This is a genomic window from Pontivivens nitratireducens (genome assembly GCF_014235845.1).
In the GTDB taxonomy this organism is placed as follows: Bacteria; Pseudomonadota; Alphaproteobacteria; order Rhodobacterales; family Rhodobacteraceae; genus Pontivivens; species Pontivivens nitratireducens.
The window spans coordinates 153,336-171,542 of record NZ_JACJUQ010000008.1; the positions used below are offsets into that span (position 1 = coordinate 153,336).

Genomic DNA, 18,207 nt, shown 5'->3' on the forward strand with positions numbered 1-18,207 from the left:
GAGCACAAACATATGTTCGTTCGGGCTTTTTCCGTCCATCTCTTCACAGCAACCGGCGCAGGTCTCGCCCTGATGGCGATGATCGCGGCGGCCGAGGCCAACTGGTCGGTGATGTTCCTGTGGCTGATCGTGGCGCTGATCGTCGATGGCATCGACGGGCCGCTGGCGCGCCGGGTCGATATCAAGCGCAATGCGCCGCAATGGGACGGCGTGCTGCTGGACCTCATCATCGACTATCTGACCTATGTCTTCATTCCCGCCTATGCCCTGATTTCCGCCAATCTGATCGGAGAAGGGTGGAGCTTCGCCGCCGGTCTGCTGATCTGCATCACGGGCGTGATCTATTTCGCCGATACGCGGATGAAGACCGAGGATAACAGCTTCTCCGGCTTTCCGGGCTGCTGGAACATGGTGGTTCTGGTGCTGTTCGCGATAGATTTCGGCGGCTGGGCGGCGATGTTCATGATCATCGGGATCGCCATCGCACAGTTCTTCTCGCTCAAGTTCATCCACCCAGTGCGCACCGAACGTTGGTACAAGCTGTCCCTGTCAATCATGCTGGCATGGGGTGCGTTCGCCACGATCGTGGCGTGGACGCAGTTCACCGGGCCGGGCTGGGCGCAGGTCGGGCTGGCGGTGACCAGCATCTATCTGCTGTTGGCCGGGATCGTGCAGCAGATCGTGCCCGAACGTTAGAGCTGTACGACCTGCCGTTGGGTTCCCAGCCCCTCGACCCCCAGTTCCATTACATCGCCATCGCGCAGATACCGCTGCGGTTGCAGCCCCATCCCCACACCCGCGGGCGTGCCCGTCGCGATCACGTCACCGGGCAGCAGCAGCATACGCTGGCTCATATGCGCGATGATCTGCGGAATGTCGAAGATCAGGTCGGAGGTGTTGGAGTTCTGGAGCCGGTCGCCGTTGAGGCTTAACCACAGATCGAGCGTGCCCGGATCGCCCACCTCGTCCTTCGTGACCAGATAGGGGCCGATGGGGCCGAAACCGGGTGCGGACTTGCCCTTGATCCACTGGCCGGTTCCTTCGAGTTGCCATGCGCGTTCGGACAGATCGTTCACCACGCAATATCCCGCGACGATGTCCATTGCGTCCGCCGCGTCCACTTGCCAGCCCCGCGCCCCGATCACGACGCCCAGTTCGACCTCCCAATCAGCCTTCAGCGCATCGGGTGCCAGAACCAGATCGTCGTTCGGCCCGGCCAGCGCCGAGGCCGCCTTGGAAAACACCAGCGGTTCCGTGGGATAGGGCATTCCCGACTCGTCCGCGTGGGCGGCGTAGTTCAACCCGATGCAATAGAAGGTCGGCGGGTTCAGGACGCAGGCCCCGATACGCGCGTTTTCCTGAACCAGTGGCAGAGCGGTCAGGTCGATACCCGTCAGGGCGTCGAACCCGTCAGTGATCGCGGCGACATCAATGCGGGGCAGATGCGCGGACAGATCCCGCAATTTGCCATCCCCATCAACCACACCCGCGCGCTCCGCACCGATCTCACCGAAATTGAATAGCTTCATGTCCTTTGTCCTCGCCTGCACCGCCACGTGGCGGAATGTTCGGTATTCTCAGATGCGCGATCAATAGCTGTATTCGTCGAACACCTTGTCCACATCGCCATTCCACGGGCCATGATATTGCGCCAGCAACTCATCCGAGGGCGTCTGTCCCCGCGTGACGATATCGCGCAGGGCATCCAGGAAATGCGTCTCGTCCGGGATCAGACCGCCCGCCCCGCTGCGGGCACGCGCGACCAGACCGTCATTCGCGATATCAATGCAGCGCCGGGCGAGGTCTTGCATCGTTTCACCGCGAATCTCCGCCTTCAGCCCGTATTTCGCGGCGTCATGATGCAGCGCAGCCCGCTCCTGCTCGGTCCAGTCCTTGCACAGATCCCATGCAGCATCGAGCGCGCCTTGATCGTAGAGCAGCCCGACCCAGAACGCCGGCAGCGCACACAGGCGCCGCCATGGCCCGGCATCCGCGCCCCGCATCTCCATATATTTCTTGATCCGCGCCTCGGGGAATGTCGTGGTCAGGTGATCGGCCCAATCGCTCATCGTGGGAACCTCACCCGGCAGGGCGGGCAATTCGCCCTTGAGGAAATCGCGAAAGCTCATGCCAAGCGCGTCTATGTATTTCCCGTCGCGGTAGACGAAGTACATCGGCACGTCGAGCGCGTAGTCCACGTAGCGATCGAAGCCCATTCCGTCCTCGAACACGAAAGGCAGCATCCCGGTGCGGGCCTTGTCCAGATCGCGCCAGATACGGGCGCGCCAGCTTTGCCAGCCATTGACCTCACCCTCCCAGAAGGGCGAGTTCGCGAACAGCGCGGTCGCCACGGGTTGCAGGGCCAGGGCCACGCGGAATTTCTGCACCATGTCGTCTTCGGAACCGAAATCGAGGTTCACCTGAACTGTACAGGTCCGGCGCATCATCCAGGTGCCGGTGGTGCCGACCTTGTTCATGTAGCGGTCCATCAGCGCATAGCGGCCCTTGGGCATCAGGCTGACCTCATCCTCCAGCCAGTTCGGAGCCGCGCCCAGACCGATGAAGCCGACGCCGATCTCGCCCGCGATCGCCTTGACCTGCGCCAGATGGGTGTTCACCTCGTCGCAGGTCTGATGGATGGTTTCCAGCGGGGCTCCGCTCAACTCCAGCGCACCGCCCGGCTCCAGCGAGATGTTCGCCGCGCCCTTGGTCAGACCGATCAACTTGCCCTGTTCGCGCACCGGCGCCCAGTCATAGCGGGTGCTCAGCCCCGACAGCATGGCATGGACGGACCGGTCGCCCTCATATGGCAGGGGCTTGTGCGTGTCGAGGCAGTAGCCGAATTTCTCATGCTCCGTGCCGATGCGCCAATCGTCCTTGGGCTTGCAGCCGGATTCCAGATAATCGGCAAGCTGATCGCGATGCTCGATCGGCCCTCCGCCGGTTTGGGGGATGGACATGGGGCGGGCCTCCTTCGGCAATCGCTCAGGACTTTCTGGCGTAGCGGCTACGCCGGCGATTGGCAACGCTCCGACCGGAAAATCACCGTTTCAGTCTGCTATGTTCGTCACGAGGCAATATGCAACATGCGCGCCCGCTTTCAATCGCATAGTATCGGGAAAAGCGCGAAGGACACACAGATGTGCAACTGGCCCGATCCCGTCACCCTGACCGGCATCCATGGCCCGCCGTGCGCGCCCACCTGCGCTGGCAGATGGAGCGCCCGCACTAGACGATCGAGCGGACCTTGCGATCATCGGCCGGTGACCTCTGCCACAGGCGATGCGTCGTGGAGCTGCCCTTGCCCTCGACCAGATCGAGCGCGCGTTTCATCGGAAACCCGTGCAGGGACGCGAACACGTCGAACAACTGCTCCGCACCCTTCGCCGCGGTAGGGATCATCAGCGGTTCGCCGTCGCCATGCAGGGTCCAATGCGCGCCCGTGGGATAGGTCATCAGATCTATCGACCTGACCTGCCCCATTTCGAAAAACCCGCCCGTGTCCGGCCCGAAATAGCCCACACGCAATTCGTCCACCATCACCATTCCGGGATCGCCTCTTCGGCGCGAGAACCGCAACCTCAGCAATGCGGATCGCAGCAGCGCCAATGCCAGCAGGCCCATGACCGCGCCCATGACCAGCAGGACAGGCCCGCCACGGGTCGCGACCCAGACGGAACAGATCAGAAGCGCGATCATCGCCAGCGCCTCACCGTTGCGGCGGGTCCATCGGATCAGCTCGGGGCGTATCATGCACTGTCCTTTCGAGTATCATCCGCATGATATGCGTGCTGGCAATCCCTTGCCAGCCCCCAGCGCATGGATTGGCGCAGAGATTAGCGCACGGATTGGTGATCGGGCAATTTGCGGCATGCGCACTATTTCCATGTTGAAGTCGAATTTGAAATGGAGAGTCCAATGCGCTTTACCCCCCTGATCGCTGCCTTCGCCATAATGCCCGCGCTCGCCCTTGCCGAACAGCTGACCGAACGTGAGGGCTGGGTCGTGACCCCGACTGAGAAGACATACGAAACCCTGATCGACGATGTGAAGGATGCCGTCACCGCGAACGGCTACGGCGTCGTCACCGAGGCCGGTCCGACCGCTGCGGCGGCCCAGCGCGGGGTCACCATTCCGGGCAACCGGGTGATCGGCGTCTTTAACAACGACGTGGCCGTGCGCACGCTCGCGCTCAGCACTGCTGCGATGATCGAGGCGCCGATCCGCATGTATGTCACGCAGAACGAGGATGGGACCGCGACCTTGAGCTACAAGACCCCCACCCTCGTCTTCACCCCCTACATGAACGAAGGCGGTGACGATCTGGCCGAAATCGCGGCGGAGCTGGATGCCGACTTCGCCACCATTGCGGACGACGCTGTGAACTGATCAGACGCGCCAGTCGCCCAGCGCCACCTGCCACAGGGCCATCGCCGCGACCGCGGCGGTGTCCGCGCGCAGGATGCGCGGGCCCAGATTGACCGGAACCGTCTGTGCCATATCGCGCAGACGGGCCGCCTCATCCGCCGCGAAGCCGCCCTCGGGACCTATCAGTATCGCCCACTTGCCCCCGCCCGCCGACCTCAGCGCATCGAGCGTGTCCATGCGGGCGGATGTCTCATCGCAGAACATCAGTTTGCGATCCTGCGGCCAGTGATCCAGAACCTTGTCCAGCGGCGCCGGGTCGGAAAGCTCCGGCACGAAAACGCCACCGCACTGCTCCGCCGCCTCGATACAATGCGCGTGCAGTTTTTCAGGGCGCACCCGCTCGGAATTCGTGAAGCGCGTAAACACGGGCTGAATCCGTCGGGCCCCCATCTCGGTTGCCTTTTCGACGATGAAATCCGTTCGCGCCTTCTTGATGGGCGCGAACAGCAGCCACAGGTCGGGCGGAGTGCTTTGTTCCAGCGTTCGCGTCAGGCACTGCGCCGTCACCCGACGCTTGCCTGCCTCGACCAGTCGCGCGGTCCATTCCCCGTCGCGCCCGTTGAAGACCGCGATTTCAGCGTCCACCTGAAGCCGCATGACATTCGTCAGATAATGCGCGTGTCCGGCCAGGTTCAGGGGTTCCCCCGCGCCCAAGTCATCCTCGACGAACACTCTGATCTTGGCCCGGTTCATGCGTTTCTCCTCACTTTGCTCCTGCAATATCCGCGTCCGAGGCGTCCGTCACCCGTCGTCAGGTACATGTGGTGCTGAACTTGGGCCCGTGATCTGCAATAACGGCACCATGAACAACGACTCAGCACAAGATCGCACGCCCGATGGCCGCGTCGCCGATGCGGTGGACCGCAACTGGGTGGACCGCATCGCACCGCCCGCCACCCGGCCCTACCTGCGGCTGAGCCGCGCGGACAGGCCCGCCGGAACCTGGCTGCTGCTGTTGCCATGCTGGTGGGGGCTGGCTCTGGCGGTTGCTGCCAGCGGGGGATGGACGCCGCTGACATTGTGGTACGCCATCGCGGCGGCGCTGGGATCGTTCCTGATGCGCGGCGCGGGATGCACGTGGAACGACCTCAGCGATCGCGACTTTGACGCGGCGGTGGCACGGACCCGATCCCGCCCGCTGCCCTCGGGTCAGGTGACGGCGCGTCAGGCCTTTATCTGGATGGGTGTCCAGATGGCGCTGGCCTTCGCGATCCTGCTGACCTTTCCGCTGCCTGCCATTGCCATGGGCATCACCGCATTGATCCCGGTCGCGATCTATCCGTTCGCCAAGCGGTTTACATGGTGGCCGCAGGTTTTCCTCGGCCTTGCGTTCAACTGGGGCGCATTGCTGTTCTGGGTTGCGGTGCGTGGCACGCTGGAATGGCCGGCGGTTGCGCTCTATCTCGCCGGAATTGCGTGGACACTGTTCTACGACACGATCTATGCGCATCAGGACAAGGAAGACGACGCCCTGATCGGCGTGAAATCCACCGCCCGCCTGTTTGCGGACCGCACACCGCGCTGGCTGATGCTGTTTCTGGTGCTGGCGGTTCTGCTGGGCCTGTATGCGGTGATCGCGGCGCTGATCGACGGATCTGTGCTGACGCTGGTCCTGGCGCTCGGCGGCGTTTGGGGCTTCGGAATGCATCTTTGGTGGCAATTGCGGCATCTGGATATCGACGATGTGCAAACCTGTCTGAGGCTGTTCCGGTCCAACCGCGATGCCGGACTGATCCTGGCCGTGGCACTGGCGCTGGCCGGGGCGCTGGCACGGGTGCTATGATCACCTTCCCCTTGCGGGCGAAAGGTGTCAGGGCTACCTCGTCGCATGTCAGGCAACGAGTGGAGTTCGCATGAAGCTGTTCGCAATCCTCTTCGCGGCATTGTCCCTGGGGGCGTCGGGTGCGGGCGCATTTTATCTCGCCCAGATCGGTGCGGATGAGATAGAGGCGCAGACCGGAGGGGCGGTGCGCAATGCCCTGTCTGCCGCCGGTCAGGATTGGGTGACGGTCCAGGCTGACGGCATGACCGTCACCCTCAGCGGCACCTCCCCCAGCGAGGCGGCGAAGTTTCGCGCGCTGGATGTGGCGGAGGCCGTCGTTCCGCAGAGTCGTATCGCGACGACCATCACGCTGGCCGATGCCGAGGTCGCTGTGCCCGAGGTGCTGAACCTCGACATCCTGCTGGCTCCCGACCTCGTTACGTTGCTGGGAAACACACCGCAAATGCTCGACGATCAGATAGCGGAATTGCTGGGCATGTTCTCACGCCGCGTCGTGGATCTGACCCGCCCTGTCGAGACGGAGCCGCAGGCGGATTGGGAGCAGACCCTGACATTGCTGGGCAGCATCGCGCCGCAGATCGCGACGGGTCGGGTGATGGTCACCGACGGCGGGATAGCGATCGAGGCCGCCCTGGCCGATGCCGAGCTGCGTCAGAGCCTTGTCGCTGAAATCGAGGCAGCCACGCCCCAGGGTCAACAGATTGATCTGTCTCTCAGCGCGCCGCGCATGACCTTGAGCCCGTATCCCTTCGATCTGTCCGTTTCGGATGGCACGTTTCGGCTCAGCACATGCGCGGCCTCCACACAATCCGCCGCCAGGACCATTGCCCGCCAGATTGCCGCCGCGACCGGTCTGAACGATCTGGAATGCGAGGTTGCACTGGGCGCGCCGGACGATAACTGGCCGCAAACGGTTCAGATCGCTACGGAACTTCTGACGGACCTGCCTGATGCCGCACTCTCCATCCGCGACCGGGTGGTGCAGCTTTCACTGGAATCGAGCGCCATCGACGACCGGGTCGATGGCCTTGTGGCGCGGGCGGACGCGCGCTTGCCTGAGGGCTATTCCCTGCTGATGAACCGCGTTCAGGCGGAGGAAGAACCGTCTCCGCTGGTGGCTGCCGCCCCACGCGGATTGACCATGACCATTGCACCGGGGCGCATCAGCGCCGTAGGCGCCGTCACCGGGGAGGCCGGGGTGGAAACGATGCAAAGCTACGCCGAAACCGCCTTTCCCGGTCGCAGCCTGACGCTCGACCTGATCGCCAGCGATCCGGGTGCCGCCCCGTCGCTGGCGGATGCACTTGCGCTACTCGACGTCATGAACACGCTGGACACGGGCACCATTCGGATCGGTGAGGCGACGATCCGCATCACGGGTACGGGTGAGGGACCGGGGTTGGCCACCCGGATCGAGGGGGCGCTGACCTCGCGCCTGACCGGCACGAGGGACCTGGAAATCGACATCGAGGAATACGAACCGGTTGAGGTCACCGAGGTGGAGGCCCTGCCCGACGTTATGAAATCCCCCGCCGAATGCAGCGCCGAAATCACCGCCGCCCAGCAGGAGGACCGCATCCTGTTCGCGCCGTCCTCCGCCTCGCTCGATGCATCCTCCGCCGGACCGCTGGATGAGATTGCGCGCATCCTGGCCACCTGCCCAACCGTTCAGGTCTCCATCGAAGGTTACACCGACAGCAGCGGTGGTGAGGACATGAACCGCCGCATCTCTCAGTTGCGCGCCGATGCGGTTCTGGACGCTTTGTTGTCGCGCGGTGTATTTCTGGACCGGATGAGCGCTACAGGCTATGGCGAGGCGTCGCCCATTGCCGACAACGACACGGCAGAGGGGCGCGAGGCCAACCGTCGGATCGAATTCGAGCTGAGCTCGTCCGAACCGGACGTTGATCCCGCTGCCGACGCGCCCACCCAGGAGGAAGAGGACGAATGACCCGTTCCGAGCTCGTGATCGCCATGACCGTCGCCCTGCTGGGCGCGGTTGTCCTAGGGTGGATATTGCGCTGGATCTACGGCGGCATGGCGCGCGCCGGAACCGCGAAGGTCGAAACCGTGGACGACATGACCGCCCGTCTTGCGCAGGCGGAGGAGGGTCAGGCCACCATTGCGGCGCAGCTGGCCGCGACGGATCAGTCCTTGCGGGGGCAACTGCGTGAAAAGCAGGCCGAACTCGACGCGGCGATGGACGGTTTGCGAACCGCGCGGCAGCAAATATCGGATTGGCAGGCCGCCTATGAGGCCGAGAAGGCCCGCGCGGATGCCAAAAGCGACAATCAGGACAGCCCTCAGGGTTGATCCCAGCGGGCCTGCGCGGTGTCGTCCGCATCGCGTGCATCGACCCAGCGCGCACCCTGCGGCGTGGTTTCCTTCTTCCAGAAGGGGGCGCGGGTCTTGAGAAAGTCCATCATGAACTCCGCCGCCTCGAACGCCGCCCCCCGGTGGGGTGAGGCCGCGATGACCAGCACAATCTGGTCGCCGGGCTTCAGCGCGCCGTAGCGGTGCACGATGCGGGTGGCCTTCAGGGACCACCGCTGCCGGGCCTGCGTCTCGATCTCTTCAAGGGCCTGTTCGGTCATGCCGGGCCAATGTTCCAGCTCCATCGCGCTGACCGGTTGACCGCCGCCCATATCGCGGACCAGGCCGGTAAAGGTCACGACAGCGCCGATATCGGTGCGGACGGCCTTCAGCGTACCGATTTCCTGACTGATGTCGAAATCCTCGATCTGAACCGAAACACTCATCAGCCACCTGTCATCGGGGGAAAGAACGCGACCTCGGCCGCGCCGGTCAGCGAGGCGTCGATATCCGTCATGGTCTGATCCACAGCGACGCGCACGGCGGACATATCGGCAAAGGCCGCGGCGTAGCGATCCTCACGCGAGGTAAGCTCGGCCACTAGTTTCGCCACGGTGGAGGCATTCGTCTCAACCTCCTCGGACCCGGTTCCGATACGTTCGCGCAGCCATGCGAAATACAAAACCTTCATGTCTTGTCCTCCAGATAAGGCATCGCCTTGCGGAAATAATCCCAGCCGGACATGACGGTCAGAACAGCGGCAATCCACAGCAGCGCCAGACCGATCAGCAAAACGAAATCATTGGCCAGATGCAGCAGAATCAGGCCCCGGTCATCGGCGATTTCCCCCCGCAGGATCGCATCGCGCACCTGCGGTTCGGTGGCAAAGACCAGACGCTGATATTCCGCACCGATGGCACCGGCGCCCAGCAGGGTCGCGATGGCGAACATCTGCGTCGTCGTTTTCCACTTCGCGACCTTGGTAACGTCCAGCTTCACGTTCCCGAGGAATTCCCGCAGCCCCGAAACCAGAACCTCACGCAGCAGGATGAATGCCGTTGGCAGGACGTAGAACCAGTTGAACCCCAGCAAGGCGAACAGGACCGCCAATGCGATGATCACCATCGCCTTGTCCGCGATCGGGTCCAGCATCTTGCCGAACGAGGTCCCCAGATTATAGCGCCTCGCGATCCAGCCATCGACGTAATCGGTCAGGGAAGCCGTGACGAACAGGATCAACGCCGCCCAATCCGCCAGGGGTCGGGGCAGTATCAGAAACAGAACGGCAATCATCGGGGCGGCAAGCACCCGGGCGACGGTCAGGATATTTGGTATGGTCCAGCGCATATCCGTGATCTAGCGCCTGAAACGTGGCCCGGATAGGGCAAGGTGCCAAAATATCTGCGAATTTCGCACGCCGCCTTCATGCCCCGGCATTGAAGAAGCCATAGATCTGTTCCGCGAGGCTGTCGGAAATCCCCTCCACCGCCTTCAAATCGGCCAGCCCAGCCCGCGTGACCGCCTTGGCCGAGCCGAAATGAGCCAGCAAGGCACGTTTGCGTGCGGCGCCCACGCCGGGCACCTCGTCCAGCGGCGTCGCGGTGGTCGCCTTCGCCCGTTTCGCGCGGTGGGTGCCGATGGCGAATCTATGCGCCTCATCGCGCAGGCGTTGCGTGAAGTAGAGCACCGGGTCACGAAAGGGCAGCGCCATCGGCGGCTTGCCCTTGCGATAGAAAACCTCCTTGCCGGCATCACGCTCCGTCCCCTTGGCCACGCCGATGATCGTCACATCCTCGACGCCCAGTTCGGCCAGGGCCGCCTCCGCCGCGCTGACCTGACCGGGGCCGCCGTCGATCAGCACAAGGTCGGGCCACTGGTCCGATTTGCGGTCCGGGTCCTCCTTCATCAGGCGGGCGAAGCGGCGATCCAGAACCTCGTTCATCATTCCGAAATCGTCGCCGGGGGTGATGCCGTCCCCCTTGATGTTGAACTTGCGATAGCTGGATTTCAGGAACCCCTCGGGGCCCGCGCAGATCATCGCGCCAACCGCATGGGCACCCTGAATATGGGAGTTGTCGTAGACCTCGATCCGCTGGGGCGCGGTGTCCAGATCGAACGCCTCGACCAGACCTTCCAACAGCTTGGCTTGGGTGGCGGTCTCGCTCATCCGGCGGCCCAGGCTTTCGCGGGCATTGCTGACGGCCTGATCGACCAGCGTCTTCTTCTCGCCCCGCTGCGGCACACCGATCACGACCTTTCGACCCAGCTTCGCGCTCAGCGCGGCGCGCATCAGGTCGGCGTTCTCGATCTCATGGCTCATCAGTATCATCCGGGCGGGATCCTTGGTCGAATAGAACTGCCCCATGAAGCTTTCCAGAATCTCCGCCGCGGATTCAGATCCACCGGTGCGGGGATAATAGGCCCGGTTGCCCCAGTTCTGATGCGCCCGGAAAAAGAACACCTGAACGCAGGCCTGACCGTTCGTCTCGAACAGACCGATCACGTCCGCCTCCGCCACGGTGTCGGGATTGATGCCCTGCGACGATTGCACATTGGTCATCGCACGGATGCGGTCGCGCAGGGCGGCGGCGCGCTCGAACTCCATATTCGCAGACGCCTCGGCCATGTCCTTCGCCAGATCCGATTGCAGACGGGTGGAGCGCCCCTGCAGATACTTCACCGCGTCCTCGACCAAGGCGCCGTAATCGGCCTCACTGATTTTCCCCACGCAGGGGGCGGAGCATCGCTTGATCTGGTGCAACAGGCACGGGCGGGTCCGGCTCTCGAACATCGAGTCGGAGCAGTTGCGCAGCAAGAACGCCTTTTGCAACGTATTGAGCGTTGCATTCACCGATCCGGCGGAGGCGAACGGCCCGAAATAGCGACCCTTGCGGGATTTCGCCCCGCGATGCTTGGTGATCTGCGGGTAGGCGTGATCGTCCGTGACGAGGATATTGGGAAAGCTCTTGTCGTCGCGCAGCAGAACGTTGTAGCGCGGTTTGAGCTGCTTGATCAGGTTCTGCTCCAGCAGCAGCGCCTCGGTCTCCGTCTCCGTGCGCAGGAACATCATCGAGGCGGTGTTGGCGATCATCCGGCCTATACGGGCAGTCTGGCCGACCAGTTTGGTATAGTTCGCAACCCGCTTGCGCAGGGATCGAGCCTTGCCGACATACAGAACCTCACCCTTCGCATCGAGCATCCGGTACACGCCGGGCGCATCTGGCAGGGTTTTCACATGGTCGGAAATGACCTGCACACCGGGGCGCACGCCATCCTGTGCGGTGCGCGCGCGACCTTCCTCGTCAAAGCTGTGCTGATTGTTGTGTGCCATTTGAGCAGTCTCGTGATTCTCGCCGCCGCTGCAATGCGATCCGTGATCTGACAAGGGAAAACCTGTCCACGATTCCTGTGGATAAGTCTGAGGACACCTTTGTGTGAACGTTGGATCACCCTTGTAAATAAGGCGTCGCCTTGGTTTGCCCAGTTTTTGGGCATCATTTCAAGTTATTGATTTCGTTTAATAAATAATTACGCCCTCGGTATATCTTTGAAAAACTTAAAGGAATCCAGACAGCCCGGTGACAGATATATGACACGTGGACAAATCAGCTCGCCACGAATCGGAAAGCTCACTCCACCCCCTGCACGTCCGGGGTTTTCCACGCAAGATGTTGCCCGCCGTCCAGACACAGAAGTTGCCCTGTAAGCCCGTCGACCGACAGGATGAACCGCAATGCGGCGGCGATCTCCTGCGGGTCCGATCCGCGCTGCAACGGCGTGGCCGCGCGTTGGTTTTCCCAATGTGCATCCGATTGCCGTGTGCCCTGCATCGTCGGGCCGGGCCCGATCGCATTGACACGCACGCGGGGCGCCAACCCCTGCGCCGCAGTCTGCGTCATCGTCCACAACGCAGATTTCGCTATGGTATAGGTCGTGAATTCCGGCGTCAGCTTGCGCACGCGCATGTCGCACATGTTCACGATAGCAGCCTGCGCCACCGGCTCCCCTGCAACATCGGTCACGGTGTCCGGGGCCTGGGCGGCAAAGGCCTGCGTCAACTGGAACGGCGCGCGCAGGTTGGACCCGATATGCCGGTCCCAGCTTTCCAGCGTCGCGGTTTCGAAATTGTCGTATTCGAAGATCGAGGCATTGTTGACCAACAGGGTCAGCGCTCCCCCCAGCGCATCACGCGCCCGACCGATCAGGGCCGCCGTGGCCTCGGCATCCAGCAGATCCGCCTGTACCGCGACGGCCCTGCCACCGGATGCGACGATCTGTTCCACCAGGGCGGCGGCTTCCTCCCCACTGGTATTGTAGTGGATCGCAACCGCCCAGCCATCCTGCGCCAGCGCCAGTGACATGGCCCGCCCCAGCCGCTGCGCACCGCCGGTAATCAATGCGTATCCCGGTTTCATGGGCACGTCCTCAATGAGTGTTCAGCAAAACCAGAACATAGCCCACATACGCGGCCACGAACGCGACACCCCAGATACGTGTCACGTTGAACCAGCCCAGCACGAACGGGATCAGCAGCAGCGAACTGCCCAGCATGACCCACAGGTCGAACACGAGGAAGCCAGCGGGCAACGCCAGCGGGCCGAAAAACGATGCAACGCCCATGATGGCCAGCAGGTTGAACACGTTCGAGCCGATGACATTGCCCAGAACCACGTCAGCCTGGCGGCGCAGGGTTGCCATGATCGTGGTCGCCAATTCCGGCAGCGAGGTGCCGACGGCCACCAGCGTCAGACCGATCACCGCCTCTGAAACGCCCAACCGGATGGCGATCGCCTCCGCGCCTTCGATCAGCAGGTTCGCGCCCAGCGGCAGCCCGACCAGGCCGACGATCAGAAACAAGGCGATCTTCAAAACCGGCATGTCAGGTTCCGCGTCTTCCAGCTCGGCCAGCTCTTCCTTTGGATCCATGCCTGCGTGACGCGCCGCATGGGCGGAGCGGTAGGCGTCGAACAGCACATATGCCAACGCGGCAAGCAGGGCGACGCCATGCCAGACACCCAGCGGGGCAACCGCGCACAGCCCGATGAACAGCACGCTCGCGCCGATCATCTGAACATAGCTGCGCCTTGTATCACACTCCTTCGTGTGGATCGTGGCCAGCAATGCGGGCAGACCGATCACCAACAGCACATTCGCGATGTTCGAGCCGACGACATTGCCATAGGCAATGCCCGGAAGGTTATCGAGCGCAGCTTTGATCGCGATCAGCAATTCCGGCGCGGACGTGCCAAATGCCACAATGGTCAGTGAGACGACCAACGCCGGGATCCCCAATCGAAGGGACAGCGCAACCGCGCCCCTTACCAGCAGATCGCCCGCGATGACCAGCAGGACCAGACCGCCCACAGTCATGATCAAATTCATGCCGTCTCCCTCGTATCGCTCTGATTGAGCGATCTTCCCGCAGATATGTAGGCGCTACCGTGCAACTGCAATCCGGCGCTAGCTGGTTTTGCCACAGGGGCAACTCTTGCCGATGACGTGGCCGCCACATTCGCGGCACACCCGCTTACGACGTCCGATCCCCAGCAGGCTGAGCTTTCCGAACATGCCCAATATGGCGATGAATGCCAGAAAAAGGACGACGATCTTGACGATCATTGCGGGGTCTCCGTCATGATTACAGGCCCCATCGTTGCCATTGGGCGCGCTCCTCGACCGCGGCGAGCAGATCGCTCACCCCCGGTGCACCCAGCCGCGACAGCAGAGGCCGCCGAGGGGAGCTGACACGGAATGCGATATTCTTGCCGAACACATCCTTCATCTTTGGCACCAGATGCGCAATGCCGTCGATCAGGCCGACCTCCTGCGCGCGTTTGCCGACCCAGATCTCACCCGTAAACAGATCGTGATCCGCCAGCCGCTCGCCCCGGCGGCCGCGTACCTGTGCGATGAAATTGTCGTGGATGTCCTTTTGCAGCGATTTCAGCCGCTCGATATCCTCGGCACGTTCGGGACGGAACGGGTCGAGCATCGACTTGTCCTCCCCCGCTGTATAAACGCGCCGCTCGATCCCGTGCCGCGCGATCAACTCCTGAAAACCGAAGCTGGCGGAGATGACGCCGATGGACCCGATGATCGAATTGTCATCCGCGAAGATCTGATCCCCCGCCGTGGCCAGCCAGTAGCCACCCGATGCGGCGACATCCTCGCAGAACGCATAGACCGGCACGTTCTTCTGCTCCGCCAGTCTGCGAATGCGCGCCGCGATCAACGCCGATTGCGCGGGGGAGCCGCCGGGAGAGTTGATCGACAGGGCCACCGCCGCCAGCCGGCTGGCCGCGAAGGCCTTTTCGATCAACGGGGCCGTGCCTGCATCGGACAGCGTCCGCCCGCCCAGCCCGCCGCCGGTTCCGATGGCACCGTGCAGCCTGACAACGGCGACGACCGGCTTGCGCTTCAGCCGCTTGCGCAATTTTTGAATTATGTTCATCCCACGCATCTAGGCTGCCTTTGCTGGAACGACAACCGTCGGGGATTGCACACTTGCCCCGGAATGTTAGATTCAACGCACGGTCACGCAAGGCCAGTCAGGCGGGGGATGGCAGATGCAGGACATGACGAAAATGGATCGCGAGTCGGTTTTGCGTATCCGGCTCGACGTATTGTTGCGCGAGCACCGTGATCTGGACACCGCGATCGTGGCGCTGGACGAATACGGCCGCGCCGACATGTTGACCCTGCGCAGGCTGAAGAAGCAGAAACTTGCCCTCAAGGACCGGATCGCCCGGATCGAGGATGAGATAACCCCCGATATCATCGCTTGAGTTTGCCCCGCGCGTGCCTATGGTGCGCCCTCATCGAAAGCGGGAGGTCGAGATGGAGCCTAAAGTCGGGATCATCATGGGAAGCCAGTCGGACTGGCCAACGATGAAGGCCGCCGCCGATATTCTGGATCAGCTGGGCATCCCATACGAGACGAAGATCGTCAGCGCGCACCGCACCCCGGACAGGCTCTGGGATTATGGCCGGGGCGCGGCGGGGCGCGGGCTGAAGGCGATCATCGCGGGTGCCGGCGGGGCCGCGCATCTGCCCGGCATGATGGCGTCCAAGACCCGTGTGCCGGTTATCGGCGTTCCGGTGCAGACCAGGGCCCTGTCCGGCGTGGACAGCCTGTATTCCATCGTGCAGATGCCCAAAGGCTTTCCCGTCGCGACCATGGCCATTGGTGCCGCCGGTGCCGCGAATGGCGGCCTGATGGCTGCCGCGATCCTCGCCAACGAAGATGCGGCTCTGGCCGAACGCCTGGACGCGTGGCGCGCCGATCTGTCCGCCTCGATCCCGGATGAACCTGTCGATGAGTGAGGCCCTGAAACCCGGATCGACCATCGGCATCCTCGGCGGTGGACAGCTTGGCAGAATGCTGGCGCTGGCGGCGGCCCCGCTGGGCCTGCGCGTTCACATATTCGAGCCGGGCGCGGCTTGCCCCGCCGCACAGGTCGCCGATGCCTGCACCACGGCCCCGTATCAGGATGAGGACGCATTGCGCGCTTTCGCCCAAGCCTGTGATGTCGTGACTTACGAGTTCGAGAACGTGCCGACCGCCGCACTCGACCTGATCGAAAGCCTGGTGCCCATCCGCCCGAACCGTCGTGCCCTGGCCGTGTCGCAGGACCGCATCGCGGAAAAGGAGTTCCTGCAAGGCATCGGCCTGAGCGTCGCCCCCTTCGCCGTAGTAGACGATGCCGCATCGCTGGAACAGGCGGTGGCCACGCTGGGCACTCCCTCGATCCTCAAGACGCGCCGCTTCGGCTATGACGGCAAGGGGCAGGCGCGGATCACCGACGCGACCCTGCCCGAAGTTACTGCCCCCAGCGTGCTGGAGGGATTCGTGGATTTTACTGCCGAAATCTCCGTCATCGGGGCGCGTGGGCTGGATGGCGCGACCGTATGCTTCGATCCGGGCCAGAACGTCCATCTGGACGGAATTCTGCATACCACGACGGTGCCCGCCCCCCTGCCCCGCAACCTGCAGACCGATGCGGTCCTGATTGCGGGTCGCATTCTGAATGCGCTGGATTATGTCGGGGTGATGGGCGTGGAACTGTTCGTCACACCGCAGGGCCTGATCGTGAACGAGATCGCACCGCGCGTGCACAATTCAGGGCATTGGACGCAGGATGCCTGCCTGACGGATCAGTTCGCCCAGCACATCCGCGCCGTGGCAGGCTGGCCGCTCGGCGACGGACAGCGACATTCCGATGCCGTGATGCTGAACCTGATCGGCACGGATGCCGACGACTGGGCGCAATTCGCAGCCGAACCGGGAAGTGCACTACACCTTTATGGAAAGTCCGAATGCCGGCCCGGTCGCAAGATGGGCCACGTGAACCGGATCACTGCCCGGTCACGGTGACGATCTCCTCCAACGCGCCGCCCAAACCCATATCACGCTCGAACTGGCCTGTTCGCAGGAAGGCCAGAACCTCTGCGATCACGACGGGATCGTTCATCATGAAGGTGTGGGTAACCGGCAGCACGATCATGTCGTCCATGCCCTCGACCTGCGTTTCCGTGACCGAAACCTTGCCATCGTCCGCACCCTCGATCAGGGCGGAGGTCACGATATTCACGGTCTGATTGCCCGCAATCACCCCCAGATCAAACGTGACAGGCCCCAGGCCAAGCGGGACGGAGGCGCGCCCCGTCCCCAACTGCAACCCGGCGGCCCCATTCATCCATTCGAATATGGGCAGATCGCCCAGCCGCTCCGCCAGTTCCGCCCCCTGGTTGGGCGGGGCCAGCATGACGACACGCCCCAAACCGTCGATCCACATCTCCGACAGATATTGCCGCAGAACGATCCCCCCCATGGAATGCGTCACAAAATGAACCGGCCGGGTGCCCTTACAGCCCGAAAGCCCCTCAGGCACGGCAGTCTCGGCAAGTTCGGGGATCGTCGCCTCGGTGGATGGATAGGTATGGTTCACCACATCGAACCCCTCGCGCCGCAGCACCGTTTCCATCACCAGCAGCGAGGCATCCGTGCGCGCCAACCCGTGCAACAGCACGACGCAATCGGCAAAAGCGGCGCTGGGAAGCATCAACAGGAGAGCAAGAATTCTTTTCATTCCTCTAAGATAGGCGCCTTCGCGAATTTACAATCTCTTGCGTCGCAAATGTATCCGGGCGAGGAAACGATATGCCCGATCGCTCCCCCCGTCTGGCCGTACGCGCCGTCATAGTAGAACGAAACCGCCTGTTTCTGGTGAACGCCTATCCCGGCGACAAATCCGACCTGTGGTGCTGCCCCGGGGGCGGGGTTGAGCGGCATGCAAGCCTGCAGGACAACCTGATCCGGGAATTGCACGAGGAAACAGGAATGCGGGTCGAGGTGGGCGCACTGCTCGCGATCTCGGAATTCCACGACCCGAACGGTGATTTTCATCAGGTCGATATGTTCTATCGCTGCACCATCGCCGACGGTCAGCCGTCGCATGACTGGTTCGACGCGCAAGGGGTGGTCGACAGGTGGCGGTGGGTCACGCAGGCCGAACTGGGCGGCTTGCGTGTAAAACCCGATTGCATGGCCGAAATGGCATTCGGACCGGACGGGCCGATCCTTCATGACCCGTTGGAGCCGATCGTGCCCTAGGGTGTGGACTCATTGATCAGCAATCCAGATGCGGATCGCTGCGAGCTTGATGGCTGCCAGGAAGTTCTCC

General features: G+C 63.0%; 22 protein-coding genes. 9 read left to right on the forward strand and 13 right to left on the reverse strand.

Annotated elements, in window-relative coordinates; translation table 11 throughout:
- The first annotated feature begins 12 nt into the window (after positions 1-12).
- A complete protein-coding gene (locus H1S03_RS11090) occupies positions 13-696 on the forward strand; it encodes a CDP-alcohol phosphatidyltransferase family protein (protein ID WP_185804495.1) in 684 nt (227 codons plus the stop codon).
- Here H1S03_RS11090 and H1S03_RS11095 read toward each other — a convergent pair.
- The 3 genes from H1S03_RS11095 to H1S03_RS11105 form a co-directional block, all read right to left on the reverse strand.
- Complete coding sequence (locus H1S03_RS11095) at positions 693-1,529, reverse strand: fumarylacetoacetate hydrolase family protein (protein ID WP_185804496.1); 837 nt, start codon at positions 1,527-1,529, stop codon at positions 693-695. The genes H1S03_RS11090 and H1S03_RS11095 overlap by 4 nt on opposite strands.
- 60 nt (positions 1,530-1,589) lie before the next feature.
- A complete protein-coding gene (locus H1S03_RS11100; protein ID WP_185804497.1) occupies positions 1,590-2,960 on the reverse strand; it encodes a glutamate--cysteine ligase in 1,371 nt (456 codons plus the stop codon).
- Between the two features lie 268 nt (positions 2,961-3,228).
- Positions 3,229-3,753: a hypothetical protein gene (locus H1S03_RS11105; protein WP_185804498.1), complete on the reverse strand. Its 525-nt coding sequence runs from the start codon at positions 3,751-3,753 to the stop codon at positions 3,229-3,231.
- A gap of 165 nt (positions 3,754-3,918) precedes the next feature.
- Here H1S03_RS11105 and H1S03_RS11110 point away from each other — a divergent pair, with 165 nt between their 5' ends.
- A complete protein-coding gene (locus tag H1S03_RS11110; RefSeq protein ID WP_185804499.1) occupies positions 3,919-4,389 on the forward strand; it encodes a DUF302 domain-containing protein in 471 nt (156 codons plus the stop codon).
- Here the strand turns inward: H1S03_RS11110 and H1S03_RS11115 are convergent, their stop codons facing one another.
- On the reverse strand, positions 4,390-5,121 hold the full coding sequence (locus H1S03_RS11115) for a 16S rRNA (uracil(1498)-N(3))-methyltransferase (RefSeq protein WP_185804500.1): 732 nt from the start codon (positions 5,119-5,121) through the stop codon (positions 4,390-4,392).
- Between the two features lie 109 nt (positions 5,122-5,230).
- Between H1S03_RS11115 and ubiA the strand changes: the two genes are divergently transcribed.
- The 3 genes from ubiA to H1S03_RS11130 all read left to right on the forward strand — a co-directional run bounded on the left by ubiA (position 5,231) and on the right by H1S03_RS11130 (position 8,524).
- The gene (ubiA, locus tag H1S03_RS11120; RefSeq protein ID WP_185804501.1) at positions 5,231-6,211 is read left to right on the forward strand and encodes a 4-hydroxybenzoate octaprenyltransferase; all 981 of its coding nucleotides are present in this window, start codon (positions 5,231-5,233) and stop codon (positions 6,209-6,211) included.
- A gap of 70 nt (positions 6,212-6,281) precedes the next feature.
- A complete protein-coding gene (locus tag H1S03_RS11125) occupies positions 6,282-8,162 on the forward strand; it encodes an OmpA family protein (protein WP_185804502.1) in 1,881 nt (626 codons plus the stop codon).
- A complete protein-coding gene (locus tag H1S03_RS11130; protein WP_166193656.1) occupies positions 8,159-8,524 on the forward strand; it encodes a hypothetical protein in 366 nt (121 codons plus the stop codon). Before H1S03_RS11125 ends, H1S03_RS11130 begins: the two co-directional genes overlap by 4 nt.
- Here the strand turns inward: H1S03_RS11130 and moaE are convergent.
- The 8 genes from moaE to H1S03_RS11170 all read right to left on the reverse strand — a co-directional run bounded on the left by moaE (position 8,515) and on the right by H1S03_RS11170 (position 14,975).
- The gene (moaE, locus tag H1S03_RS11135) at positions 8,515-8,970 is read right to left on the reverse strand and encodes a molybdopterin synthase catalytic subunit MoaE (RefSeq protein ID WP_185804503.1); all 456 of its coding nucleotides are present in this window, start codon (positions 8,968-8,970) and stop codon (positions 8,515-8,517) included. The two genes, H1S03_RS11130 and moaE, sit on opposite strands and share 10 nt — an antisense overlap.
- Positions 8,970-9,215: a molybdopterin converting factor subunit 1 gene (gene moaD / locus H1S03_RS11140; RefSeq protein ID WP_185804504.1), complete on the reverse strand. Its 246-nt coding sequence runs from the start codon at positions 9,213-9,215 to the stop codon at positions 8,970-8,972. The genes moaE and moaD overlap by 1 nt, the downstream gene beginning before the upstream one ends.
- Entirely contained in the window at positions 9,212-9,871 is a 660-nt protein-coding gene (gene pgsA, locus H1S03_RS11145) for a CDP-diacylglycerol--glycerol-3-phosphate 3-phosphatidyltransferase (RefSeq protein WP_185804505.1), read from the reverse strand. Before pgsA ends, moaD begins: the two co-directional genes overlap by 4 nt.
- 76 nt (positions 9,872-9,947) lie before the next feature.
- A complete protein-coding gene (gene uvrC / locus H1S03_RS11150; protein ID WP_185804506.1) occupies positions 9,948-11,855 on the reverse strand; it encodes an excinuclease ABC subunit UvrC in 1,908 nt (635 codons plus the stop codon).
- A 298-nt stretch (positions 11,856-12,153) separates the two neighbouring features.
- Positions 12,154-12,939 (reverse strand): SDR family oxidoreductase, encoded by a 786-nt coding sequence (locus H1S03_RS11155; protein ID WP_185804507.1) that lies wholly within the window; start codon positions 12,937-12,939, stop codon positions 12,154-12,156.
- 10 nt (positions 12,940-12,949) lie between these two features.
- Positions 12,950-13,906 carry a calcium/sodium antiporter gene (locus tag H1S03_RS11160; RefSeq protein WP_185804508.1) on the reverse strand — a complete coding sequence of 319 codons (957 nt, stop codon included), beginning with the start codon at positions 13,904-13,906 and terminating at the stop codon, positions 12,950-12,952.
- Between the two features lie 78 nt (positions 13,907-13,984).
- Positions 13,985-14,143, reverse strand: coding sequence for a hypothetical protein (locus H1S03_RS11165; protein ID WP_185804509.1), 159 nt, complete (start codon positions 14,141-14,143; stop codon positions 13,985-13,987).
- A gap of 19 nt (positions 14,144-14,162) precedes the next feature.
- Positions 14,163-14,975 carry a S49 family peptidase gene (locus H1S03_RS11170; RefSeq protein ID WP_185804510.1) on the reverse strand — a complete coding sequence of 271 codons (813 nt, stop codon included), beginning with the start codon at positions 14,973-14,975 and terminating at the stop codon, positions 14,163-14,165.
- A 115-nt stretch (positions 14,976-15,090) separates the two neighbouring features.
- Between H1S03_RS11170 and H1S03_RS11175 the strand changes: the two genes are divergently transcribed.
- From H1S03_RS11175 to H1S03_RS11185, 3 genes are read left to right on the forward strand one after another with little or no spacing between them, the layout of a single operon-like run.
- Complete coding sequence (locus H1S03_RS11175; RefSeq protein WP_185804511.1) at positions 15,091-15,309, forward strand: YdcH family protein; 219 nt, start codon at positions 15,091-15,093, stop codon at positions 15,307-15,309.
- Between the two features lie 52 nt (positions 15,310-15,361).
- Positions 15,362-15,847, forward strand: coding sequence for a 5-(carboxyamino)imidazole ribonucleotide mutase (gene purE / locus H1S03_RS11180; protein ID WP_185804512.1), 486 nt, complete (start codon positions 15,362-15,364; stop codon positions 15,845-15,847).
- A complete protein-coding gene (locus H1S03_RS11185) occupies positions 15,840-16,898 on the forward strand; it encodes a 5-(carboxyamino)imidazole ribonucleotide synthase (protein ID WP_185804513.1) in 1,059 nt (352 codons plus the stop codon). The genes purE and H1S03_RS11185 overlap by 8 nt, the downstream gene beginning before the upstream one ends.
- Here the strand turns inward: H1S03_RS11185 and H1S03_RS11190 are convergent.
- On the reverse strand, positions 16,879-17,613 hold the full coding sequence (locus tag H1S03_RS11190; protein ID WP_185804514.1) for an esterase/lipase family protein: 735 nt from the start codon (positions 17,611-17,613) through the stop codon (positions 16,879-16,881). The two genes, H1S03_RS11185 and H1S03_RS11190, sit on opposite strands and share 20 nt — an antisense overlap.
- Positions 17,614-17,684: 71 nt before the next feature.
- Between H1S03_RS11190 and H1S03_RS11195 the strand changes: the two genes are divergently transcribed.
- Positions 17,685-18,137: an NUDIX domain-containing protein gene (locus tag H1S03_RS11195; RefSeq protein ID WP_185804515.1), complete on the forward strand. Its 453-nt coding sequence runs from the start codon at positions 17,685-17,687 to the stop codon at positions 18,135-18,137.
- The last annotated feature ends 70 nt before the right edge of the window (positions 18,138-18,207 follow it).